The organism is Arthrobacter sp. 01N442 (genome assembly GCF_056399345.1).
The window spans coordinates 103,651-123,115 of sequence record NZ_JBFTRD010000005.1 but is presented as its reverse complement, the minus strand read 5'-3'; the positions used below and the strand labels follow the sequence as shown (position 1 = coordinate 123,115).

Below are 19,465 nucleotides of genomic sequence, written 5' to 3'. Positions count from 1 at the left end.
CCCCCGAAACTGGTTGAGCACTAACACGAGAGGGTCCTTCGGCTGCGGCCGAAGGACCCTCTCGTGTTTGTCCATTTTCTTAAAACCCTTGCCAACTCAGCCCGATCAAGTTTACGCTCGGTAAGTTACCAACGAGTAACAAACCCCTCCCCCACTCAGTTGCGGGCAGAATGACGGCCATTTTTGGATGTTAGCTGCATCACAGTTGCGGGGGGTCGGCAGCAGAGCCGCTGCCGGCGAGAACGTCGAGAGGAACAACCTGTGTCACAGAGCCGTGCCGCCACCGCCCCACCCCGCACCCGGGCGCAACAGATCGCCATCGCCATCCTGGCCCTCCTGCTGATCGCGCTGCTGGGGTTCTATACCCTGGTTACCGGGCGCATCACGGACGGATCCGCTCGGCTCAACGACGGAGCCGGACTCGCCTCCGCCGGGGCGCAGCAGCTCAAGGACGGCGCAGGCAAGCTTGCCACCGGCGCGGGACAGGCCGACGTCGGGGCCGGCAAGCTCTCGGACGGCGCGTCAAAGATCCAGGCCGGGATCGCCGGCAAGCTCGCACCCGGTGCGGAGAAACTGGAGGCCGGCGCCAACACGCTCGCCGAAGGCGCCGTCAAGATCCAAACGGACGTCACCAACAAGCTGGCACCCGGCGTCTACAAGGTAGACGACGGCGCGCAGAAGCTGGCCGCAGGAGCGGTGCAGCTCTCCGCCGCCCTGACTCCGACGGCTTCCGGTAAAGCCCCGAACAACCTGGCCGACGGCGCCACCCAGCTCGACGCCGGAGCCGCCCGGCTTGCCGACGGGACCGGCCAGCTCGCGACGGGCACCGCAGCGCTGAAGGCCGGGACCGACCAGCTGAAGGGTTACCGCGGCGCTAACAACAACCCCGAAGCGGGCACCGGAACCGCCGCGCTGGCCCAGGCCCTTGAGCTGCTCGAGGCCGCCGCCAACGACCCGGTCCAGGGCCTCGTGCCGCTGTCCGTGGTCAAGGACAAGATCGCGAAGATTCTTGACGGCGCCCACAGGCTGGATGCGGGCGCCTCCCAGCTCCAGGCCGGTGCCTCCCGGCTGCAGGCCGGCGCCGGGCAGCTGGATGACGGCGCGGGACAACTCCACGCGGGCACGGGAAAGCTCACCGCCGGTTTCGCCACCCTTGCCGGCAAGCTCAACAGCCGCGATCCCAACAGCCCCGGCGTCGTGATGGGCACCCAGCTGCTGGCCGACGGCACAGCCAAGATCCGCGTCGGCATGGACGGCGTTCCGGGCGACCCCGAACACCCCGGCCTGCTCAAGGCCGCCGCCAGAATGACCGATGGAACCTCGCGGCTGGCCGACGGAACGCTGGCACTGAATGCAGGGATTGCGGGAGACCCCGCGGACCCGGCCAACCCCGGACTGCTGAAGGGTTCCACGGCCTTGGCCACCGGCGCGTCGCAGCTCTCCGCTGGTAGCACCAAGCTGGCCTCAGGATCCACCCAGCTCTCCACCGGCGCCGGCAAGCTCGCCGACGGGAACGCCCGCCTTGCCGCCGGCACCGGAACCCTCTACTCCAGCGCGGCGGCAGTGTCGCCGTCGAACATGATCAAGGCTGACGTGGCCGTGGCCCTGGGGCTCGTGGCGCTCCTGGCCCTCGGTGCCGTCGGCGCCTACCTGGGGCTGCGGAACCTGCGCCTGGCGCAGGAACGGCGTCTGGCGCAGGAGACGGCCTAGCCCTTTCACGCGAAACGGCCCCGCCGGAGGAGTGCATCCTCGGGCGGGGCCGTTTCGGCGACCGGGGTCGAAAGGTCAGGCGAGCAGCTCCAGCAGCGAGCCGACCTCGCGCCCTGAGAAACCAGGCGAGGACTCCCCGGCGCGGTTCAGCCACACGCCCAGCAGGCCCGCAGCCGTCGAGCCCTCCGCGTCGAGCAGGCGGTTGTCACCAACGTACAGCGTCTCGCCGGCACCGGTGCCGAGCCGCCGCACTCCCTCGAGGTAGATGGCCGGATCCGGTTTGGCCACACCAACCGTGTCCGTGCCCACGAGGACGCCGATGCGCCCAAGTCCGGCGGCATCGAGCTTCACCCGCTGGTAGTCGTGCACATTGTTGCTCACCGCCCCGTACGGAACGCCGGCAGCGTCAAGCGCATCCAGCAGCGGTGCCACGTCGTCAAAGGCGCGGATGTAGCTGTGCTGCAGGCTCGCGTAGGAGCTCACCCAGTGGTGGGCCTGCTCCCCCTCTTCGAGTTCGACGCCGAAGTGCCCCAGCGCAGCCCGGCCGCGCAGCAGCCGTTGTTCGTTGAAGCTCAGTTCGCCGGCCAGGTAGCGGTCGTAGAAATGCGTCGTCTCGCGCGTGAAGATCCGCCCGAACCGCTCCCAGCCGGCCTCGTCGAGGCCGGGCAGGAGGTGTTCGCTGACGTCACGCAAGGCCGTCGTCATCGCAAATTCAAGGTCCACGAGGGTGTCGTCGATGTCGAACAGCACCCCGCGGATGCCTTGAAATCCGGCGGCGAGGGTCCCGCTGCCGGACCCGGACCGTCCGTTCATCAGCCGCGGAAGGCGCGCAGGCGGCCCAGGGACGAGTCTTTGCCGAGGATGACCATCGACTCGAACAGCGGCGGCGAGATCCGGCGGCCGGAGACGGCTGTGCGGACGGGTCCGAACGCCAGCCGAGGCTTGACGCCCATGCCCTCCACGAGGGCCTCCTTCAGCGCGGCCTGGATGTTCTCGGCGGTCCAGTCGGCAAGGGGTTCCAGCGCGGCCAGGGCGGCATCGAGCACCTCGGTGAGGTTCTCCGGGAGCCCCTTCCGGGCATCGTCGGCGACGTCGATCGCGTCGTCGGCCTTGAACAGGAAGGCAAGCATCTCGGGGGCTTCGCCCAGCAGCGAGATGCGCTCCTGGATCAGCGGCGCGGCCTCGGCGAGGATCTCTTCCTCACGGGTGGTCAGCTGCTCCCCGACCAGGCCGGCGGACTGCAGGTATGGCACCAGGCGGCCGCGGAAGTCCTCAGGGTCGAGCATGCGGATGTGCGTTCCGTTGATCGCCTCGGCCTTTTTGATGTCGAAGCGGGCCGGATTTGCCAGCACGTCGTTGACATCGAAGTTCTCGATCAACTGGTCGACGGTGAAGATGTCCTCGTCCGCGGAAAGGCTCCAGCCCAGCAGCGACAGGTAGTTCAGCAGGCCTTCGGGGATGAAGCCGCGGTCGCGGAGCAGGAAGAGGTTGGACTGGGGGTCGCGCTTGGAGAGCTTCTTGTTGCCCTCACCCATGACGTACGGCAGGTGGCCGAACACCGGCAGGTAGCTGGCGACGCCGATGTCCATGAGCGCCCGGATCAGCACCACCTGGCGGGGCGTCGAGGAGAGCAGGTCCTCGCCGCGCAGCACGTGGGTGATGCCCATCAGGGCGTCGTCCACCGGGTTGACCAGGGTGTAGAGCGGCGAGCCGTCGGCGCGGACGATCACGTAGTCCGGGATGCTGCCGGCCTTGAAGGTGATCTCGCCACGGACCATGTCGGTGAAGGTGACGTCCTCGTCCGGCATCCGCACGCGCAGCACCGGCTGGCGGCCCTCCGCCTTGAACGCCGCGAGCTGTTCCTCGGTGAGGTTCCGGTCAAAGTTGTCGTAACCCAGCTTGGGGTCCCGGCCGGCTGCCCGGTGCCGGGCCTCGACTTCCTCCGGGGAGGAGTAGCACTCGTAGGCGTAACCGGCCTCCAGGAGCTTGGCCACCACGTCCTTGTAGAGGTCCAGGCGCTGCGACTGACGGTACGGCTCGTGCGGGCCGCCCACTTCCACGCCCTCCTCCCAGCTGATGCCGAGCCACTTGAGGGCCTCCAGCAACTGCTGGTAGCTCTCCTCCGAGTCGCGCGCCGCGTCCGTGTCCTCAATGCGGAACACGAAGGTGCCCTTGGTGTGCTTGGCATGGGCCCAGTTGAAGAGGGCGGTGCGGATCAGGCCTACGTGCGGGGTGCCGGTCGGTGACGGGCAGAACCGGACACGGACCGGGGTTTCGGCGGTGACTTCACGGGTCATTTCCGTGGTGGCAGTGCTGGAGACGGCGTCGGGCGCGGTGGGAGTAGTCATAGTGGTACCAACTTTACCGCGTGCCCGGCAGCCAATTCCGCTGTGAAAACGGACAGCCGCACCGTGGATCCACGGTGCGGCTGTCCGAAATCGGCGCGGTTTCTTCCGCGGGAGCTGTTAGCGGCGGACCACCGGGTTGGAAAGGCGGCCGATGCCTTCGATTTCCACCTCGAAGCGGTCCCCGGCCTGGACCAGGCCGACGCCGGCCGGGGTGCCGGTCATGATGACATCGCCGGGCAGCAGGGTGAACGCCTGGGAGACGATGGAAACGAGTTCGCGGACGCCGCGGATCATCTGGCTGGTGCTGCCGTCCTGCCGGAGTTCGCCGTTGAGCCGGCCCTGGATCTGCAGGTCCTCAGTGTCCAGCTCCGTCTCAATCCACGGTCCCAGCGGCGCGGAGGTGTCGAAGCCCTTGGCCCGCGCCCACTGGAGGTCCGTCTTCTGGACGTCCCGGGCTGTGAGGTCGTTACCGCAGGTGTAGCCGAAGACGACGTCGTCGACCCGTTCCTCGGGGACGTCCTTGCAGATCCGGCCGATCACCACGCACAGCTCGGCTTCGAAGGAGATCTCCTCGGAGAACTCGGGCAGGATAATCGGATCGTTGGGCCCGATCACCGAGGTGTTGGGCTTCAGGAAGAGCAGCGGCTGGGCCGGCACCTCGTTGCCCAGTTCGTGGGCGTGTTCCACGAAGTTGCGTCCGACGCCGACGACCTTGCTGCGCGGGATAATCGGGGCGAGGAGGCGGACGTCCTCCAGCTTGTGCTTGACGGCGGTCCGCTCCACACCGTGGAAGAAAGGGTCGCCGTTGATGACAGTGATTTCCTCACTGCCGGGCTGGCCCTCAACAATGCCGTACATGGGATCAGAATCGACTACAAACCGGGCGATACGCATGGTTCCTAGCGTACCGTCTCCGGCTGCGGGCCTCCGGACGCGTGTTTCAGGCGGAGCCGCGTGAGCGCAGGTAATCCAGTTGAGCGGCGACGGAGAGTTCCGCAGCGGGCCGGACAGCGGGGTCGACGGCGGCGTAGACGGCGTCGGCCACTTCGTGCACACCCGCTTCCGGTCCAAGCTCGGCGAGGGCGTTGCGGATCTGCGCGAGGCGGTCCTGCCGGTGGTCCCGGTAGGCGCGGACGATGGCGTCGAGCGCCGGAAGCATGGGGCCGTGGGCTGGCAGGACGGTCGCCGGGCCCAGGGCTTCCAGCCGGTCCAGGGAATCGAGGTAGTCTCCCAGTCTGCCGTCGGGGTAATCCAGGACGGTGGTGCCAACACCCAAAATCGTGTCCCCGGTGAGGACGGCGCCGTGGGCACCGTCCTCCGGAAGGTGGAAGCATACGGAGTCTGAGGTGTGGCCCGGCGTCGCCAGCACGCGGATTTCCACCCCGGCGGCGTGCAGCACCTCGCCTTCCCGAAGCGGTTCTCCCCCGTGGCAGTGCGCCGGGTCTGCGGCACGGACGGCGGCACCGGTGAGTTCAGCGAAGCGTTCCGCGGCCGCGGTATGGTCCGCATGCCGGTGCGTGATGAGGACCAGTTCGACGGCACCGTACTGGGTCAGCTCCCGGAGGTGCTCCTCATCGAGGGGCCCCGGATCCACCACCACGACACCATCCGAACCCGGGGCGGACACCACGTAGGAGTTGGTGCCGTGCAGGCTCATCGGGCCCGGGTTCGGGGCAAGCCGAAACCTCGTCAGCTCGGTGCTGCGGACCAGGGCGCGGGCATCATCGGCAATCACCCTTCCATCTTCCCACCCCGGGACGCTAGACGGAGGAGCCGCAGGGCCCTAGTCACCCGCCGCACCTTCAGGACCACGAACGACGACGGCGGCCCGCACCCCCGGTGGGTGCGGGCCGCCGTCGAACGGTGGACCTGCGGCCTAGGCCAGGCGGGTCAGCCAGCCGTGGGTGTCCTCAACGGTCCCGGTTTGGATGCCGAGCAACTGCTGGCGGATGGCCATGGTGGTCTCGCCGGCCTTCGCGTCCTCGGAGCCGATGAACTCGGTCTCGTCCTTGAGGACGCCGATCGGGGTGATGACGGCAGCGGTGCCGCAGGCGAAAACCTCGGTGATCTCGCCGGAGGCCACGCCGTCGCGCCATTCGTCCAGGGTGATCTTCCGCTCGGTAACCTCGCGGCCCATGTCCCGTGCCACCTGGATCACGGAGGAACGGGTGACGCCCTCCAGGATGGTGCCGGACAGCGCCGGAGTGACCAGCGAGCCATCCTTCATGACGAAGAAGACGTTCATGCCGCCAAGTTCCTCGACAGCGTTGTCATTGAACTGATCCAGGAAGAGGACCTGCTTGCAACCGTGGGCCTCGGCCTCCTGCTGGGCAATTAGGGACGCTGCGTAATTGCCGCCACACTTTGCCGCACCGGTGCCGCCGCGGCCTGCGCGGGCGTATTCGCGCGAGATCCAGATGGACACCGGCTTCAGCTCGCCGCCGAAGTAGTTGCCCGCGGGCGAGGCGATGACGCGGAAGGACACTTCGCGGGCAGCGCGGACACCCAGGAAGGCCTCGGTGGCGATCATGAACGGGCGCAGGTAAAGCGCTTCGCCGTCCCCGGAAGGAACCCATTCCTTGTCCACGGACACGAGTTCACGGATGGCCGTGAGGAAGTATTCCTCCGGCAGTTCCGGGAGGGCGAGCCGGCGCGCCGACTTGTTCAGGCGCGCGGCGTTGGCCTCGGGCCGGAAGGTCCAGATGGAGCCGTCGGCATGGCGGTACGCCTTGAGTCCTTCGAAGATTTCCTGGCCGTAGTGGAGGACCGCGGCGGAGGGATCGAGCGTGATGGGACCGTAGGGTTCAATCCGTGCATCGTGCCAGCCGCCCTTGCCCTCGGCGTCGACGCTGTAGTCGACGACGGCGGTGTGGTCGGTGAAATAGTCGCCGAATCCCGGGTTGGCCAGGATGGCTGCACGTTCTTCAGCGGACTTCGGGGTTGCCGAGAGCCGCTGGCTGAATTCGACGCCATGGGCAGTCTGGGTCATGGTTCCTCCATGGTCGGCTGCCTGGCGTATGAACGTGGTTCATCCTCGGACCACGGCAGCATATTGGTGATTCGCAACAAGCTTACGCCCGCGGGCCGCGCGGGAAGCCTACAGGGCGGCGGCGATCGCGTCCCCGATGGCGGCGGTGCTCCGGAAGCTGCCGTCCCGGCTTTCGACGTCGGCGGCAACGGCGGCCTCGATCTTCCGTGCCGCCGTGGCATAGCCCAGGTGGTCCAGCAGCAGGGCCGCGGAAAGGATGGCGGCACTCGGGTCGGCCTTCTGCTGGCCGGCAATGTCCGGGGCGGATCCGTGGACCGGTTCGAACATCGACGGCGCTGTGCGGTCCATGTTGATGTTGCCCGAGGCTGCGAGGCCGATACCGCCGGTGACGGCGGCTGCGAGGTCGGTAAGGATGTCGCCGAAGAGGTTGTCCGTGACGATGACGTCGAAGCGGGCGGGGTCGGTGACCATGAAGATCGTGGCCGCATCCACGTGCAGGTAGTCGTGGCTGACGTCGGGGAATTCCTGCGCCACGGTTTCCACCGTCCTCTTCCAGAGGTGGCCGGCGAAGACCAGGACGTTGTGCTTGTGGACCAGGGTCAGCTTTTTGCGCGGACGCTCGTTGGCGCGACGGAAGGCGTCCCGGACCACGCGCTCAACGCCGTGGGCCGTGTTCAGCGAGACCTCGGTGGCCACTTCGTGCGGGGTTCCGGCCCGCAGGGTGCCGCCGTTTCCGACATAGGGTCCCTCGGTACCTTCGCGGACCACGATGAAGTCGATGTTGCCCGGGTTCGCGAGCGGGCTGCCGACGCCGGCGTAAAGGCGCGAGGGCCGCAGGTTCACGAAATGGTCCAGGCTAAAGCGCAGTTTGAGCAGCAGTTCGCGTTCGATGATCCCGGAAGGAATCCGGGTGTCGCCGGGGGCTGCACCCACCGCTCCGAAGAGAATGGCGTCCCTGGTGCGAAGGTCGGCAAGGGTTTCTGCCGGCAGGGTCTCCCCCGTCTCCAGCCAGTGCTGGGCGCCGAGCTCGTAGTGGGTCTGCTGCAGGACGATGCCCTCGGCGGCGGCAGCCTTCTCCAGGACCTTTAGTGCCTCGGCGGTAACTTCCGGGCCAATGCCGTCGCCGGGGATGACTGCGAGATCAATCGTGGATGCGCTCATGTTTTCAGCGTAGCGAAGGAATCCACATGCTGGTCAAATTGTCTCAATATTCGGAAAGGCGGGGGAGAATCCTCAGCCGCCCGCAACCGGGGACGCGACTACGGTCACGTTCTTTCCCCAAAGGTCACCGGTATAGCAGGAGATCAAAACCAGCCGATTGGGCACGATTGCCCAAATGGCGCTGTCCTTGAGGCTCGACTTGAGGTAGGTGGTCACGGAATCCACCTTGTAGGTGATGGCGCCGGCGGCCGTGTGGACGGTCAATTTATCACCGGGTGCGGCCATTGTGCTTAGCCGGTTAAACGGCGCATCTACTCCCTGCCAACTGTGCCCGACGACGTAGGTAGTGTTTGTCGATCCCACGCCCGGCACGCCGAACGGGGTGAGCCAGTATCCGTCCATGGTTTCGGGGGGAACGATGCTCTGGCTCGCAGCCTCACCCGGGCTCGGTTGCAGGGGATGAATCACGACATCCATTTGTGCAGCAGGGTAGGAAATACGCTCCGGGGCTGCGGCTACCGGGCCTGGCGCCGCCGGGGGGACCGTGCGTCGTACGGCCGCCTTGGGGGTGGCTTTTGGCGACGTGGCCGGGGTGGGTCCCGCGACTGACGGAACCGGTCCTTGCGCCGCTGCCGCAACCGTCGGAATGGGGCCGGCCGAGAGGCTGGCCGCGCCCGCCCCTCCAGCGCCGACGCCGAAGGCTGCGTAGAGCAGCCACGCCGCCAACAGCCCAACGGTGCAGAACACCAGCAGCATCTTGTCCCGGCCACGCAACAGCAGTCGTCGCGGCGATGCCTCGTCGGGATTACCTGCACTGCGATGAAGTGCCATGGGAGCTCCTGGTGCGGTCTTTGCCTGAGGGCAATAGCTGTGCGGGCCGGCTGCACAGTGGCAACCGACCCGCATCTTTCCTAGCTGTTGGCGTTACCGCGCTGGACCGTGCCCCGCAGCAGAGCCGTCGCGGCCCCTGCCATCAAGAGTCCGGTCAGCACCGAAAGCCAGAGCGGCACGCCCGCGCTCGGGGTGCTGGCTACCGCCGTCTGGACGTTGAAACCAACGTTGGAGACTGCCGGAGCGGCAGCGCCCTGGCCGGCACCGGTCGGCGGCGTCGCGGGCTTCGCAGGCGTCGGCGTTACGTGCACCGGGGGCTCTGCCGGCTCTTCGCAGTCGCAGTTGTCACCGTGGTCCTTGTCGCCATGGTGGCACTTGTCGCCATGGTCCTTGTCGCCGTGGTGGTCCTTGCCGCCATGGTCGCCGTGGTCACCATGATCGCCGTGGCCGTTGCCGTTGCCGTTCCCGTTGCCGTTGCCGTTCCCGTGGTCACCGCCGTTCCCGTTCCCGTTTCCGTTCCCGTGGTCACCGCCGTTCCCGTTCCCGTTGCCGCCACCGTTGTGATCACCGGGCTGGCCGCCATTGCCGCCGCCATTGTGGTCACCGGGCTGGCCGCCATTACCGCCACCATTGTGGTCACCGGGCTGGCCGCCATTACCGCCGCCATTGTGGTCACCGGGCTGGCCGCCATTACCGCCACCATTGTGGTCACCGGGCTGGCCGCCATTACCGCCACCATTGTGATCACCGGGCTGGCCGCCATTGCCGCCACCGTTGTGATCACCGGGCTGGCCGCCATCGCCGCCACCGTTGTGATCACCGGGCTGGCCGCCATTGCCGCCGCCATTGTGGTCACCGGGCTTGTCGCCACCGTTGCCGTTGCCGTTCCCATGGTCACCGCCATTACCCACCGGCGGCGTGACAGGAGGAACGCTCGGAGTATCCGGCTTGTCGCCACCGTTGCCGTTGCCGTTGCCGTTCCCATGGTCACCGCCATTACCCACCGGCGGCGTGACAGGAGGAACGCTCGGAGTATCCGGCTTGTCGCCACCGTTGCCGTTGCCGTTGCCGTTCCCATGGTCACCGCCATCACCCACCGGCGGCGTGACAGGAGGAACGCTCGGAGTATCCGGCTTGTCGCCACCGTTGCCGTTGCCGTTGCCGTTCCCGTGGTCACCGCCATTACCCACCGGCGGCGTGACAGGAGGAACGCTCGGAGTGTCAGGCTTGTGCGAGTTGTCCGGCTGGGACGACCCTGGTCCAGCCGGAGGGGTGGTTGAGCCGCCTGAGTGCACGCCCGCGGCATTGCTTGGTGGTGCGGCGTTTGCGGTTCCTGCGCTTCCCAGCAGGGCGAGTCCTAGGATCCCCACTGTAGCGATAGTTCGTCTCATCTTCGGTCGCTCCATCTAGAGTAGATTTCCGACCTGACTGCACCGCGCGGAGTACCCACTTGAGACCCCGTACTGAAACCGTTTCGGAGCCTACAACAGTGAGGATGTAGTGATGACAGTTACTCCCCAGCAGATTTGTCAGTCCGCTAACGCTGTCAGGCTAGGTCGGGGTACGAGCGGCCGTCCCGAGTAATTACCGCCCGCTTTATCCGCGGAAATACCCGTTCACGGCGAAGGAACTACTGGGACACAAAAACGTCGAGGTGGCACTTCGCGGCAATGATCCTGGGACCGTTGCCGCGAAGTGCCACCTCGACGGTGGTGCGGTGCGCGAAGTTTGGCTGACCGGGTGCTACGCCTCTGCGGGCTCCTCGTACTTGGGGAAAACGGGGGCAGGCGCCGGCAAGACGGTTCCGGCCTCGATCGGGGTCTCCAACGCCGCGAAGTCGCGGGCCTCCCCTTCCTGCTGGCCGAGGCTGTCCAGGATGGCAGCGGCCGCCGTCGGCATGACCGGCTGCGCGAGGATGGCTACGATCCGCAGCACTTCGAGGGTGACGTAGAGAACCGTATTCATGCGTTCGACGTCGGTCTTCCGCAGCACCCACGGGGCCTGTTCGGCGAAGTAGGCGTTGGTGTCACCCAGCACGTTCCAGATTGCTTCGAGCGCGCGGCTGAACTCCTGCTTCTCGAAGGCGGCCCGGGCGATGCCCAGCAGTCCGCGGGCCTGGCCCAGCAGCGCGGCATCCTCTGCGCTGAAGTCGGCCGGGACCGGGACACGGCCCTCGCAGTTCTTGGCCACCATGGACAGGGAACGCTGGGCAAGGTTGCCGAAGTTGTTGGCCAGGTCCGAGTTCATCCGGCCGACAATCGCGTCGTGGCTGTAGTTGCCGTCGGCGCCGAAAGGTACCTCGCGGAGCAGGAAGAAGCGCACCTGGTCCAGACCGTACTGCGCCACCCAGTCCGCCGGCGCCACCACGTTGCCCAGCGACTTGGACATCTTGACGCCCTGGTTGTGCAGGTGTCCGTGGATCATGACGCGCTTGGGCAGCTCCAGCCCCGCGGACATGAGGAACGCCGGCCAGTAGACCGCGTGGAACCGGGAGATGTCCTTGCCGATCACGTGGACGTCGGCGGGCCAGTACTTCCGGAAGCTCTCCGACTCGGTATCCGGGAAGCCGACGCCGGTCAGGTAATTGGTCAGCGCATCGACCCAGACGTACATCACGTGGTCCGGGTTACCAGGTACGGGGACACCCCAGTTGAAGGAGGTCCGGCTGATCGAGAGGTCCTCGAGCCCGCCCTTGACGAAGCTGATGACCTCGTTGAAGCGGCTGTGCGGAGCGCCGAAGTCCGGCTGGTCGGCATAGAGGGCCAGCAGCCTGTCCTGGTAGGAGGAGAGCTTGAAGAAGTAGCTCTCCTCCTCGGTCCAGGTCACCTCGGTACCGGTTTCGGAGGCGTAGCGCAGTCCGTCGTCACGGACCTCGGTCTCGTCCTCGACGAAGTAGCGCTCGTCGCGGACCGAATACCAGCCGGCGTACTTGGAGAGATAGACGTCGCCGTTGGCTTCCATCCGCTGCCAAAGCGCCTTGGCAGCCTCATAGTGGTCCGGATCGGTGGTGCGGATGAAGCGGCTGAGCGAAATGCCCAGGTCGTCACTCATCTGCCGGAACGCGGCCGAGTTGCGGTCGGCGAGTTCCTTGACCGGGATGCCTTCCTTTTCCGCCGTCTGCTGCATCTTCAGGCCGTGCTCGTCCGTGCCGGTCATGAAGAAGACGTCGTAGCCGTCCAGCCTCTTGAACCGCGCCATCGCGTCGGTGGCAATGACCTCGTAGGCGTGCCCGATGTGCGGCACGCCGTTGGGGTAGCTGATGGCCGTGGTGATGTAGAACGGGGTTTTCTCGGAAGGCGTCACGTTAATAACCTAGATCAGTTCGGTCAGGGTATCGCTCTGGCGGACAAGTTCGTGGTCGTGTGAAGCGACCAGGACGGCGATACCGTCCGACGTCGTGTCCTTGAGGATGCTGATGATGCGGTTGGCCGAGGTGCGGTCCAGGCTCGCGGTAGGCTCATCGACCACCAGCACGCGGGTGCCGAGGATCAGGGCACGGGCGATCGCCACGCGCTGGCGTTCGCCGCCGGAGAGCTGGGCCGGACGGTGCCGCATGCGCCGGCCGAGGCCAACCAGGTCGAGGAGGTCCTTGGCCATGTCGCGGCGCTGTTCCACCTCGCCGTCGGGCACAGCCGGAAGCAGAACGTTCTCAAGCGCGCTCATGCCGTCAATCAGGGCGCCGCCCTGGTCGACGTAACCAATCAGCGCACGGCGGCGGTCGGCGATCTCGTCGTCGCCCATGGTTTCGAGCGAGTCGCCTTCCCAGAAGACCCGGCCCGACGTCGGCAGGGTCAGGCCCGCGCCGACGGTGAGGATGCTGGTCTTGCCCGAGCCGGAGCGGCCGGCGACGCAGTGCATTTCGCCGGCGTGCAGCGTCATGTTGAAGTCGTCCACAACGTTGACGGCCTCGGCGCCGCCCTTTCCGCCGCCGTAGTGGATGGTGATGTTGCTCAGTTCCAGCGGCGTGGCGTGGTCCGCGGCCTTCACGATCGTGTTGGCGCGGGTTTGGTGGCCGCCGGTCACGGTGCTCTCCGGCATCCGGTTCCGGGCCGCCCTGGTCAGGTTCAGCTCGTTAGTCATTGGACCACTTTCGTTGCAATCGGAATCCAGCAAAGTACAGCCACGAGTCCGGCGATTCCGGCCCAGAGTGCGGCATAGGGGGCGAGGAGCAAGCCAATGCCCAGGGCGCCGAGGACACCCAGCGGCACGGCGATGGCTCCCACCATGGCGTTTTCGAAGAAGCGGACCTGGCCCAGCATGTCGGGGTTCCAGCCCATCGCCTGCAGGATGCCCAGGTACTGGCGCTTGGCTCCCAGTTCGAAGCGTCCGGTGACCAGGGTCAGCAGCAGGCCCACGGCAACCCCGGACACACCCAGGATGATGCTCGGCATCGCGATGCTGGCCGCGGCCAGTCCGCTGAGGGCGCTGGCGCCGGCGGCGCGCGGGATGTCGATCAGCAGCGCGGCGAGCCCACCCACCGCGGCGCCGAAGACGCCGACGGCGACTGCCAGGGAACCGGTGTTGAACTTATTGGTGCTCAGTTGCCTGCTGGCGAAGGTAAGCGGCGAATCGACCGGGATGAGCCGCTCATCGTGCTGCGGCTCCTGGTCGATGACCTCGCGGTGGCGCAGCTGCTGCGCGGCGAAGTAGGCGGCGCCGCAGTACAGGACCAGGACCGAAGCGGACACCACCGCGGTGGCGGGGTTCCAGCTGATCAGGCTCAGGGCGGTCCCCACGACTGCCAGCAAGGCCGCGCCGACGCCGAACTCGGCGAGCACCCAGGACCGGATCTTGCGCTGCGTCCAGCCCATGGCCCGGAGCGTTCCGGCCTCGCGGCGGCGCTTGCGGACGTAGCTGACGGTGGAGGCGCCGGTGAGCAGGGCGGCCCCGCACAAGGTCAGGAAGAGCAGGGTCAGGTTGGTGCCGGTCAGCGAGCCCGAGACGGCGTCCGCGGCGTCCTGGCGGACCCACGACTGCTGCACGGTGCCGAGCGGCGATTCCTTGCCCGCGTCGTCCTTAGAGTAACCGGGCACGAAGATGCTGGCATCCTCGCGGGCCGAGCCGGCAACCACGGTCGCCTGCAGGCCCATGCCGCGGATCTCGTTGGCAAGCTTATCGACCTCGGGCTGGGCCTGCTTCCAGCTGCCGTCGACCTTGGCACGGACGCGGACCGCGTCGATCACGGAGGCGTTCTTCTCGTAGCCACGGGCGGCCGCCAGGCCGTAGTAGTCGGTGATGGCGCCGGCCGACTGGCTGACCAATCCGGTACCACTGAGCGAGGGCTTGAGCGCGGTCTTCTCGACGTCCTTGCCGTCCGCATCCTTGGTCAGGGTGAACGGGGTCGGGTCGTAGCCGCCAAGCGGGAGGCGGTTGACGTCGCCGGCCGCGTCCTGGACCTTGGCCGGGTCGAAAGTGCCGTAGACCATCGCCAGCGGCGTGGCCGGCTTCTTTCCGGTGGCGAGGTTCTCGCGGTAGGACCGCTCGTCGACCGGTGTGCGCTGCGTCTGGTCCACGGGGGCGTCGTTGGCGCCCTTCTCCGGCAACCGGTTGACGGTGACCCAGTCGCCCGGAACTGCGGATTTGTCGACGGCGCCGTTGCCGGCGGTCTGCCCGTCCTTGTACTTGGGCGCGGCAGCGAAGTCCGTGCTCCAGGTCGCCGGGTTGTACAGGCCCTGGCCGAAGCTGCCGGTGTCACCGAGCAGCTTCGAGAGGTCCTTGGATCCGGGCCATTCGAGGGCGAACGGGGACTTGGAAACGAACGGCAGGTAGTCCTTGTCCAGCGAGCGGGTCACGGTCCCGACGTCCTTGGTGACGTTGCCGGCGTCGTCGATTTCCTCGATTTTGACGGAGTACTTGAGGTCCAGGGAGGTGCCGGACCGGACGATCAGCGGAATTGCCTGCGAATCATCGGTCAGTTGTCCGGCACGCTTGGCCTGCTGGTACTGCGTCATCAGTGGAGCCCAGTACTTCAGTTTGACCCCGAGGAAGTCGGGGCCTTCCTTGAGCTGCTCCATGCTGATGCCGCTGGTGAAAAGGCTCTCGAAGTGGCGGCCGATCGCGCCGGCGTTGCGGGCGTCTGCCGGGGGCGCCTTTTCCAGCGGCGCGAGGAAGTCGCCGGCGCCGCCCAGCAGCGCGCGCTCGGAGACGGGGTCGACGGCGACGACGGACTCGGTCACCTGCGGAGCCAGCGGCAGTGAGACCGAGAGGTTGAAGAGGTTGTGCTCCGAGCCACCGGCCGGCGCGGGGAACTTGATTCCGGTTTCGCCTTCCGGTCCTGCGATGCGGACGTTCTTGCCGCCGGCCACTTCCTCTTCGATGAGCTTGGCCTTGCCGAGGGAGCCTTCGGCGGTTGTCTTGAACAGGGTCTGCTCGGACTTGCCGTCAGATTTCACGGCGCTGGCGGTGAGGCGGTACTTCTTGGCCGTGTCGCTCAGGACGGACTCTGCGGCAGGCCACTTCGACGGATCGGTGGCGCTGGGGTCCCCTGCGGTGCCGGCGAGGCCGGCGTTGTAGCCGAGGTAGTCGGTAGCGTCGAGGCGCGGGGTCTCGAGGTTCTGCGAGACCCGGGAAACGAGGCTGATCGGAGCGGCGACGGAGGTGCCGGAGAGCTTGCGGATCGAGTCCAGCTGGTCGAAGCTGATGCCGCCCTGGCCGGTGGCGATCTCGGGCTGCATGAGCCCGCCCTTATCATCGGCCTTGGCCTGGACCAGGATGTCGTAGAGCCCTCGGGAATTTTGGTCGACGGTACGGTTCAGCGCGGCCTGCGACTGGCCCTGAACCAGCACGGATAGGCACATCGCCACGATCAAAATGGACGCGGTCAGCAAAAGCACTCTGCTTCTGATGAACCTCTGGACGGCGTTCATTGGGCTCCTGAAAGCTGGATTGCGTGCGCACACCGCTGTTCATTCCGCGCGGAAATGAAGGCGTCCCCGGCCGGGTGTGCAAAAGTAAAGGCCGGTCTGCCGGCCACATCCGAAATTCGGACCTAGCCATTGTACGCAGACCGGCCGCTCATTCGTGGCCGCCTGCGACGGTGTTGCCGCCGCAGGCGCCCACGTTGGGGACCTAGTCCTCGAGGTCGACCTCGCGGACCATGTCGGCCCCGATTCCGGCCTTGATCGCTTCCAGGACCTGCTGCGGCACGGAGCTGTCGATGGTCAGCAGGGCAAGCACCTGGCCGCCCTCATCCTGGCGTGCCACCTGCATGCCGGCAATGTTGATGTTGTTCATGCCGAGGATGTGGCCGATCGTGCCAATCACGCCGGGGCGGTCCGAATAGGCCACCACCACGAGGTGTTCGCTGATCGGAATCTCGACCTCGAAGCCGTTGATCCCGACGAGCTTCTGGATCTGCTTGGGCCCGGTCAGCGTGCCGGCCACCGAGATCTGGCTGCCGTCGCTGAGCGCCCCCCGCAGGGTCAGTACGTTGCGGTAGGACTCCGTGTCCGGTGTGGTGATGAGCCGGACGTTGATCCCCCGCTGCTCGGCGATCACCGGCGCGTTGACGTAGGAGACCTGTTCGGTCACGACGTCGGCGAAGATGCCCTTGAGGGCCGCGAGCTCGAGGACCTTGACGTCCAGCGACGAGATCTCGCCAGCCACCTCGACGTCGAACTGCGTCAGCGAGGCGTGGGTCATGGCGGTGAAGATCCGGCCCAGCTTCTCGATCAGCGGGATGCCGGGGCGTACGTCCGGGGCGATGACGCCGCCGGCGACGTTCACGGCGTCAGGCACCAGCTCGCCGGCAAGGGCCTGCCGGACGGACTTCGCCACCGAGACGCCGGCCTTTTCCTGGGCCTCGTCGGTGGAGGCACCCAGGTGCGGGGTCACCACGACGTTGTCGAGCTTGAAGAACGGCAGGTCGGTGCTGGGCTCCTTGACAAACACGTCGACGCCGGCGCCGGCGATCTCGCCCGACTCCAGCGCGGCAAACAGGGCTTCCTCGTCGACCAGGCCGCCGCGGGCGACGTTGACGACGTAAGCGCTGGGCTTCATCTTCTTGAACGCCTCGGCGCCGAGCATGCCGACGGTCTCGGGCGTCTTGGGCATGTGGATGGTGATGAAGTCGGACTGGGCGAGCAGCTCGTCCAGGGTCACCAGCTGCACGCCGAGCTGGGCGGCGCGGGCGGAGGTGATGTAGGGGTCGTAGGCGAGGATCTTCGTGTCGAAGCCCTTCAGCCGGGCCGCGACCAGGGCGCCGATCCGGCCGAGGCCGATGATGCCGATCTTCTTCTCGAAGAGCTCGGTGCCGGTGTACTTGGACCGCTTCCATTCGCCGTCCTTGAGCGCGGCGGAGGCCTGCGGGATGTGGCGGGCGAGGCTGAGGATGTGGCCGACGGTGAGTTCGGCGGCGGAGACGATGTTCGACGTCGGGGCGTTGACCACCATGACGCCGGCCTGCGTGGCGGCCTTGATGTCGACGTTGTCCAGGCCCACGCCGGCGCGCGCGATCACCTTGAGGTTCTTCGCGGCGGCGATGGCCTCGGCGTCGACCTGGGTGGCGGAACGGATCAGGATCGCGTCGACGTCGGCGATCGCGGAGAGCAGCTGGGAACGGTCGGCTCCGTCGGTCTGGCGGATTTCAAAGTCCGGGCCGAGGGCCTCGACTGTGGCGGGCGAAAGTTCCTCAGCGAGGAGTACGACAGGTTTGGTGCTTGTCACCGGTGACCTCTTTAGCTCTCTTGTGTATCAGGTGGGGATTTGGAACGTTGGGTGGTGGGCGGCGGTGTCCTTTCGGCTGCTGCGCTCGTTCCTCACGCAACAACGCAGCCTTCAAGGACACCACCGCCCACCACCACCGGGATTTAGCGGGCTACTGATCCTTCGGTGTAGTCGTCTTCGTTCTTGATCCAGGAGAACAGCTTGCGCAGTTCGCGGCCGGTGGCCTCGATCGGGTGGTCTTCGCCCTTCTTGCGCAGGGCCTTGAACTCGGGGGCTCCGGCGTCCTGGTCGTCGATGAACCGCTTGGCGAAGGTGCCGTCCTGGATGTCCTTGAGGACAGCCTTCATGTTCTCCTTCACCTCGGGGGTGATGACGCGCGGGCCGGAGACGTAGTCGCCGTATTCCGCGGTGTCGGAGACGCTCCAGCGCTGCTTCGCGATGCCGCCCTCGACCATCAGGTCAACGATCAGCTTGAGCTCGTGCAGCACCTCGAAGTAGGCGACCTCGGGCTTGTAGCCGGCCTCGGTGAGGGTCTCGAAGCCGTACATGATCAGCTGCGAGGCGCCGCCGCAGAGGACCGCCTGCTCGCCGAAGAGGTCGGTTTCGGTCTCTTCGGTGAAGGTGGTCTCGATGACGCCGGCGCGGGTGCCGCCGATCGCCTTGGCATAGGACAGGGCCAGTTCCTTGGCCTTGCCGGAAGCGTTCTGCTCCACGGCGATCAGGTCCGGCACGCCGCGGCCGGCTTCGAACTCGCGGCGCACGATGTGGCCCGGGCCCTTGGGGGCGACGAGGGCGACATCGACGTCGGCCGGCGGCTGGATGTAGCCGTAGCGGATGTTGAAGCCGTGGCCGAAGAACAGGGCGTCGCCGGCCTGCAGGTTCGGGGCGATGTCCTCGGCGTAGACGTGGCGCTGGACCTGGTCCGGGGTGAGGATCATGATGAGGTCTGCTTCGACGGTGGCGTCGGCGACGTTGAGCACGCGCAAGCCCTCGGCCTCGGCCTTGGCGCGGGACTTGGAATCTTCCTTCAGGCCGACGCGGACGTCAACACCGGAATCGCGCAGGCTGAGGGCGTGGGCGTGGCCCTGGGAGCCGTAACCGATGACGGCGACGGTGCGGCCCTGGATGATCGACAGGTCGGCGTCGTCGTCGTAGAACATTTCAGTCACTGGGGTGTCTCCTTTGAATGGATTCTGTGGTGTTGTCTGTGAAACTCGGGGATGTTGCGGCAGGCCCGGCGGGCCCGATTTAGGCGGAGCGCAGGGCCCGGTCGCTCATGGAGCGGGACCCGCGTCCGACGGCGAGGGTACCGGACTGCACGATTTCGCGGACGCCGAAGGGCTCCAGCACCGAAAGCAGTGCCGAGAGCTTGTCGGGGTGGCCGGTGGCTTCGATGACGACCGACTCGGTGGAGACGTCGACCACTGAAGCGCGGAAGAGATCGGCTGCCTGGGTTACTTGCAGCCGGGTTGCGGCATCCGCACGTACCTTGACCAGGATGTGGTCGCGCTGTACGGAAGATTCGGGGGTGAGCTCGACGATCTTGATCACGTTGATCAGCTTGTTCAGCTGTTTGGTGACCTGTTCGATCAGCTCACCGTCGGCGTCGACCACGACGGTCATCCGGGAGATGCCCGGAACTTCGGTGGGGCCGACAGCCAGGGAATTGATGTTGAAGGCGCGCCGGGCGAAGAGGCTGGCCACGCGGGTCAGCACGCCGGGCTTATCCTCGACCAGGACGGAGAGTGTATGGCGGGTCATG

The 19,465-nt window shown here is 66.8% G+C and carries 16 protein-coding genes; 2 read left to right on the top strand and 14 right to left on the bottom strand.

Going from position 1 to position 19,465, the window contains the following annotated elements; translation table 11 throughout:
- Positions 1-261: 261 nt before the first annotated feature.
- Entirely contained in the window at positions 262-1,710 is a 1,449-nt protein-coding gene (locus AC1DNC_RS11805) for a hypothetical protein (RefSeq protein ID WP_476862734.1), read from the top strand.
- Positions 1,711-1,785: 75 nt separating this feature from the next.
- Here the strand turns inward: AC1DNC_RS11805 and AC1DNC_RS11800 are convergent, their stop codons facing one another.
- From AC1DNC_RS11800 to AC1DNC_RS11765, 8 genes are all read right to left on the bottom strand, one after another.
- The gene (locus tag AC1DNC_RS11800) at positions 1,786-2,523 is read right to left on the bottom strand and encodes an HAD family hydrolase (RefSeq protein WP_476862733.1); all 738 of its coding nucleotides are present in this window, start codon (positions 2,521-2,523) and stop codon (positions 1,786-1,788) included.
- Complete coding sequence (gene gltX, locus AC1DNC_RS11795; protein ID WP_476862732.1) at positions 2,523-4,058, bottom strand: glutamate--tRNA ligase; 1,536 nt, start codon at positions 4,056-4,058, stop codon at positions 2,523-2,525. The genes AC1DNC_RS11800 and gltX overlap by 1 nt, the downstream gene beginning before the upstream one ends.
- Before the next feature lie 117 nt (positions 4,059-4,175).
- Entirely contained in the window at positions 4,176-4,952 is a 777-nt protein-coding gene (locus tag AC1DNC_RS11790; RefSeq protein ID WP_476862731.1) for a fumarylacetoacetate hydrolase family protein, read from the bottom strand.
- 46 nt (positions 4,953-4,998) lie between these two features.
- Positions 4,999-5,793 (bottom strand): MBL fold metallo-hydrolase, encoded by a 795-nt coding sequence (locus tag AC1DNC_RS11785; RefSeq protein ID WP_476862730.1) that lies wholly within the window; start codon positions 5,791-5,793, stop codon positions 4,999-5,001.
- A gap of 141 nt (positions 5,794-5,934) precedes the next feature.
- A complete protein-coding gene (locus AC1DNC_RS11780; RefSeq protein WP_476862729.1) occupies positions 5,935-7,047 on the bottom strand; it encodes a branched-chain amino acid aminotransferase in 1,113 nt (370 codons plus the stop codon).
- A gap of 108 nt (positions 7,048-7,155) precedes the next feature.
- A complete protein-coding gene (locus AC1DNC_RS11775) occupies positions 7,156-8,208 on the bottom strand; it encodes a 3-isopropylmalate dehydrogenase (protein WP_476862728.1) in 1,053 nt (350 codons plus the stop codon).
- 72 nt (positions 8,209-8,280) lie between these two features.
- On the bottom strand, positions 8,281-9,039 hold the full coding sequence (locus AC1DNC_RS11770; protein ID WP_476862727.1) for a class F sortase: 759 nt from the start codon (positions 9,037-9,039) through the stop codon (positions 8,281-8,283).
- An 80-nt stretch (positions 9,040-9,119) separates the two neighbouring features.
- Positions 9,120-9,350 carry a hypothetical protein gene (locus tag AC1DNC_RS11765; RefSeq protein ID WP_476862726.1) on the bottom strand — a complete coding sequence of 77 codons (231 nt, stop codon included), beginning with the start codon at positions 9,348-9,350 and terminating at the stop codon, positions 9,120-9,122.
- A gap of 54 nt (positions 9,351-9,404) precedes the next feature.
- Between AC1DNC_RS11765 and AC1DNC_RS11760 the strand changes: the two genes are divergently transcribed.
- A complete protein-coding gene (locus AC1DNC_RS11760) occupies positions 9,405-10,319 on the top strand; it encodes a hypothetical protein (protein ID WP_476862725.1) in 915 nt (304 codons plus the stop codon).
- A gap of 463 nt (positions 10,320-10,782) precedes the next feature.
- Here the strand turns inward: AC1DNC_RS11760 and metG are convergent, their stop codons facing one another.
- From metG to ilvN, 6 genes are all read right to left on the bottom strand, one after another.
- Positions 10,783-12,342: a methionine--tRNA ligase gene (gene metG, locus AC1DNC_RS11755; RefSeq protein WP_476862724.1), complete on the bottom strand. Its 1,560-nt coding sequence runs from the start codon at positions 12,340-12,342 to the stop codon at positions 10,783-10,785.
- A 9-nt stretch (positions 12,343-12,351) separates the two neighbouring features.
- Positions 12,352-13,119 (bottom strand): ABC transporter ATP-binding protein, encoded by a 768-nt coding sequence (locus AC1DNC_RS11750; protein WP_476862723.1) that lies wholly within the window; start codon positions 13,117-13,119, stop codon positions 12,352-12,354.
- A complete protein-coding gene (locus AC1DNC_RS11745; protein WP_476862722.1) occupies positions 13,116-15,905 on the bottom strand; it encodes an ABC transporter permease in 2,790 nt (929 codons plus the stop codon). Before AC1DNC_RS11745 ends, AC1DNC_RS11750 begins: the two co-directional genes overlap by 4 nt.
- A 202-nt stretch (positions 15,906-16,107) precedes the next feature.
- Positions 16,108-17,703 carry a phosphoglycerate dehydrogenase gene (gene serA / locus AC1DNC_RS11740; RefSeq protein WP_476862721.1) on the bottom strand — a complete coding sequence of 532 codons (1,596 nt, stop codon included), beginning with the start codon at positions 17,701-17,703 and terminating at the stop codon, positions 16,108-16,110.
- A gap of 143 nt (positions 17,704-17,846) precedes the next feature.
- Positions 17,847-18,872 (bottom strand): ketol-acid reductoisomerase, encoded by a 1,026-nt coding sequence (gene ilvC, locus AC1DNC_RS11735; protein WP_476862720.1) that lies wholly within the window; start codon positions 18,870-18,872, stop codon positions 17,847-17,849.
- Between the two features lie 79 nt (positions 18,873-18,951).
- Positions 18,952-19,464, bottom strand: coding sequence for an acetolactate synthase small subunit (gene ilvN, locus AC1DNC_RS11730; protein ID WP_476862719.1), 513 nt, complete (start codon positions 19,462-19,464; stop codon positions 18,952-18,954).
- Position 19,465 lies beyond the last annotated feature (1 nt).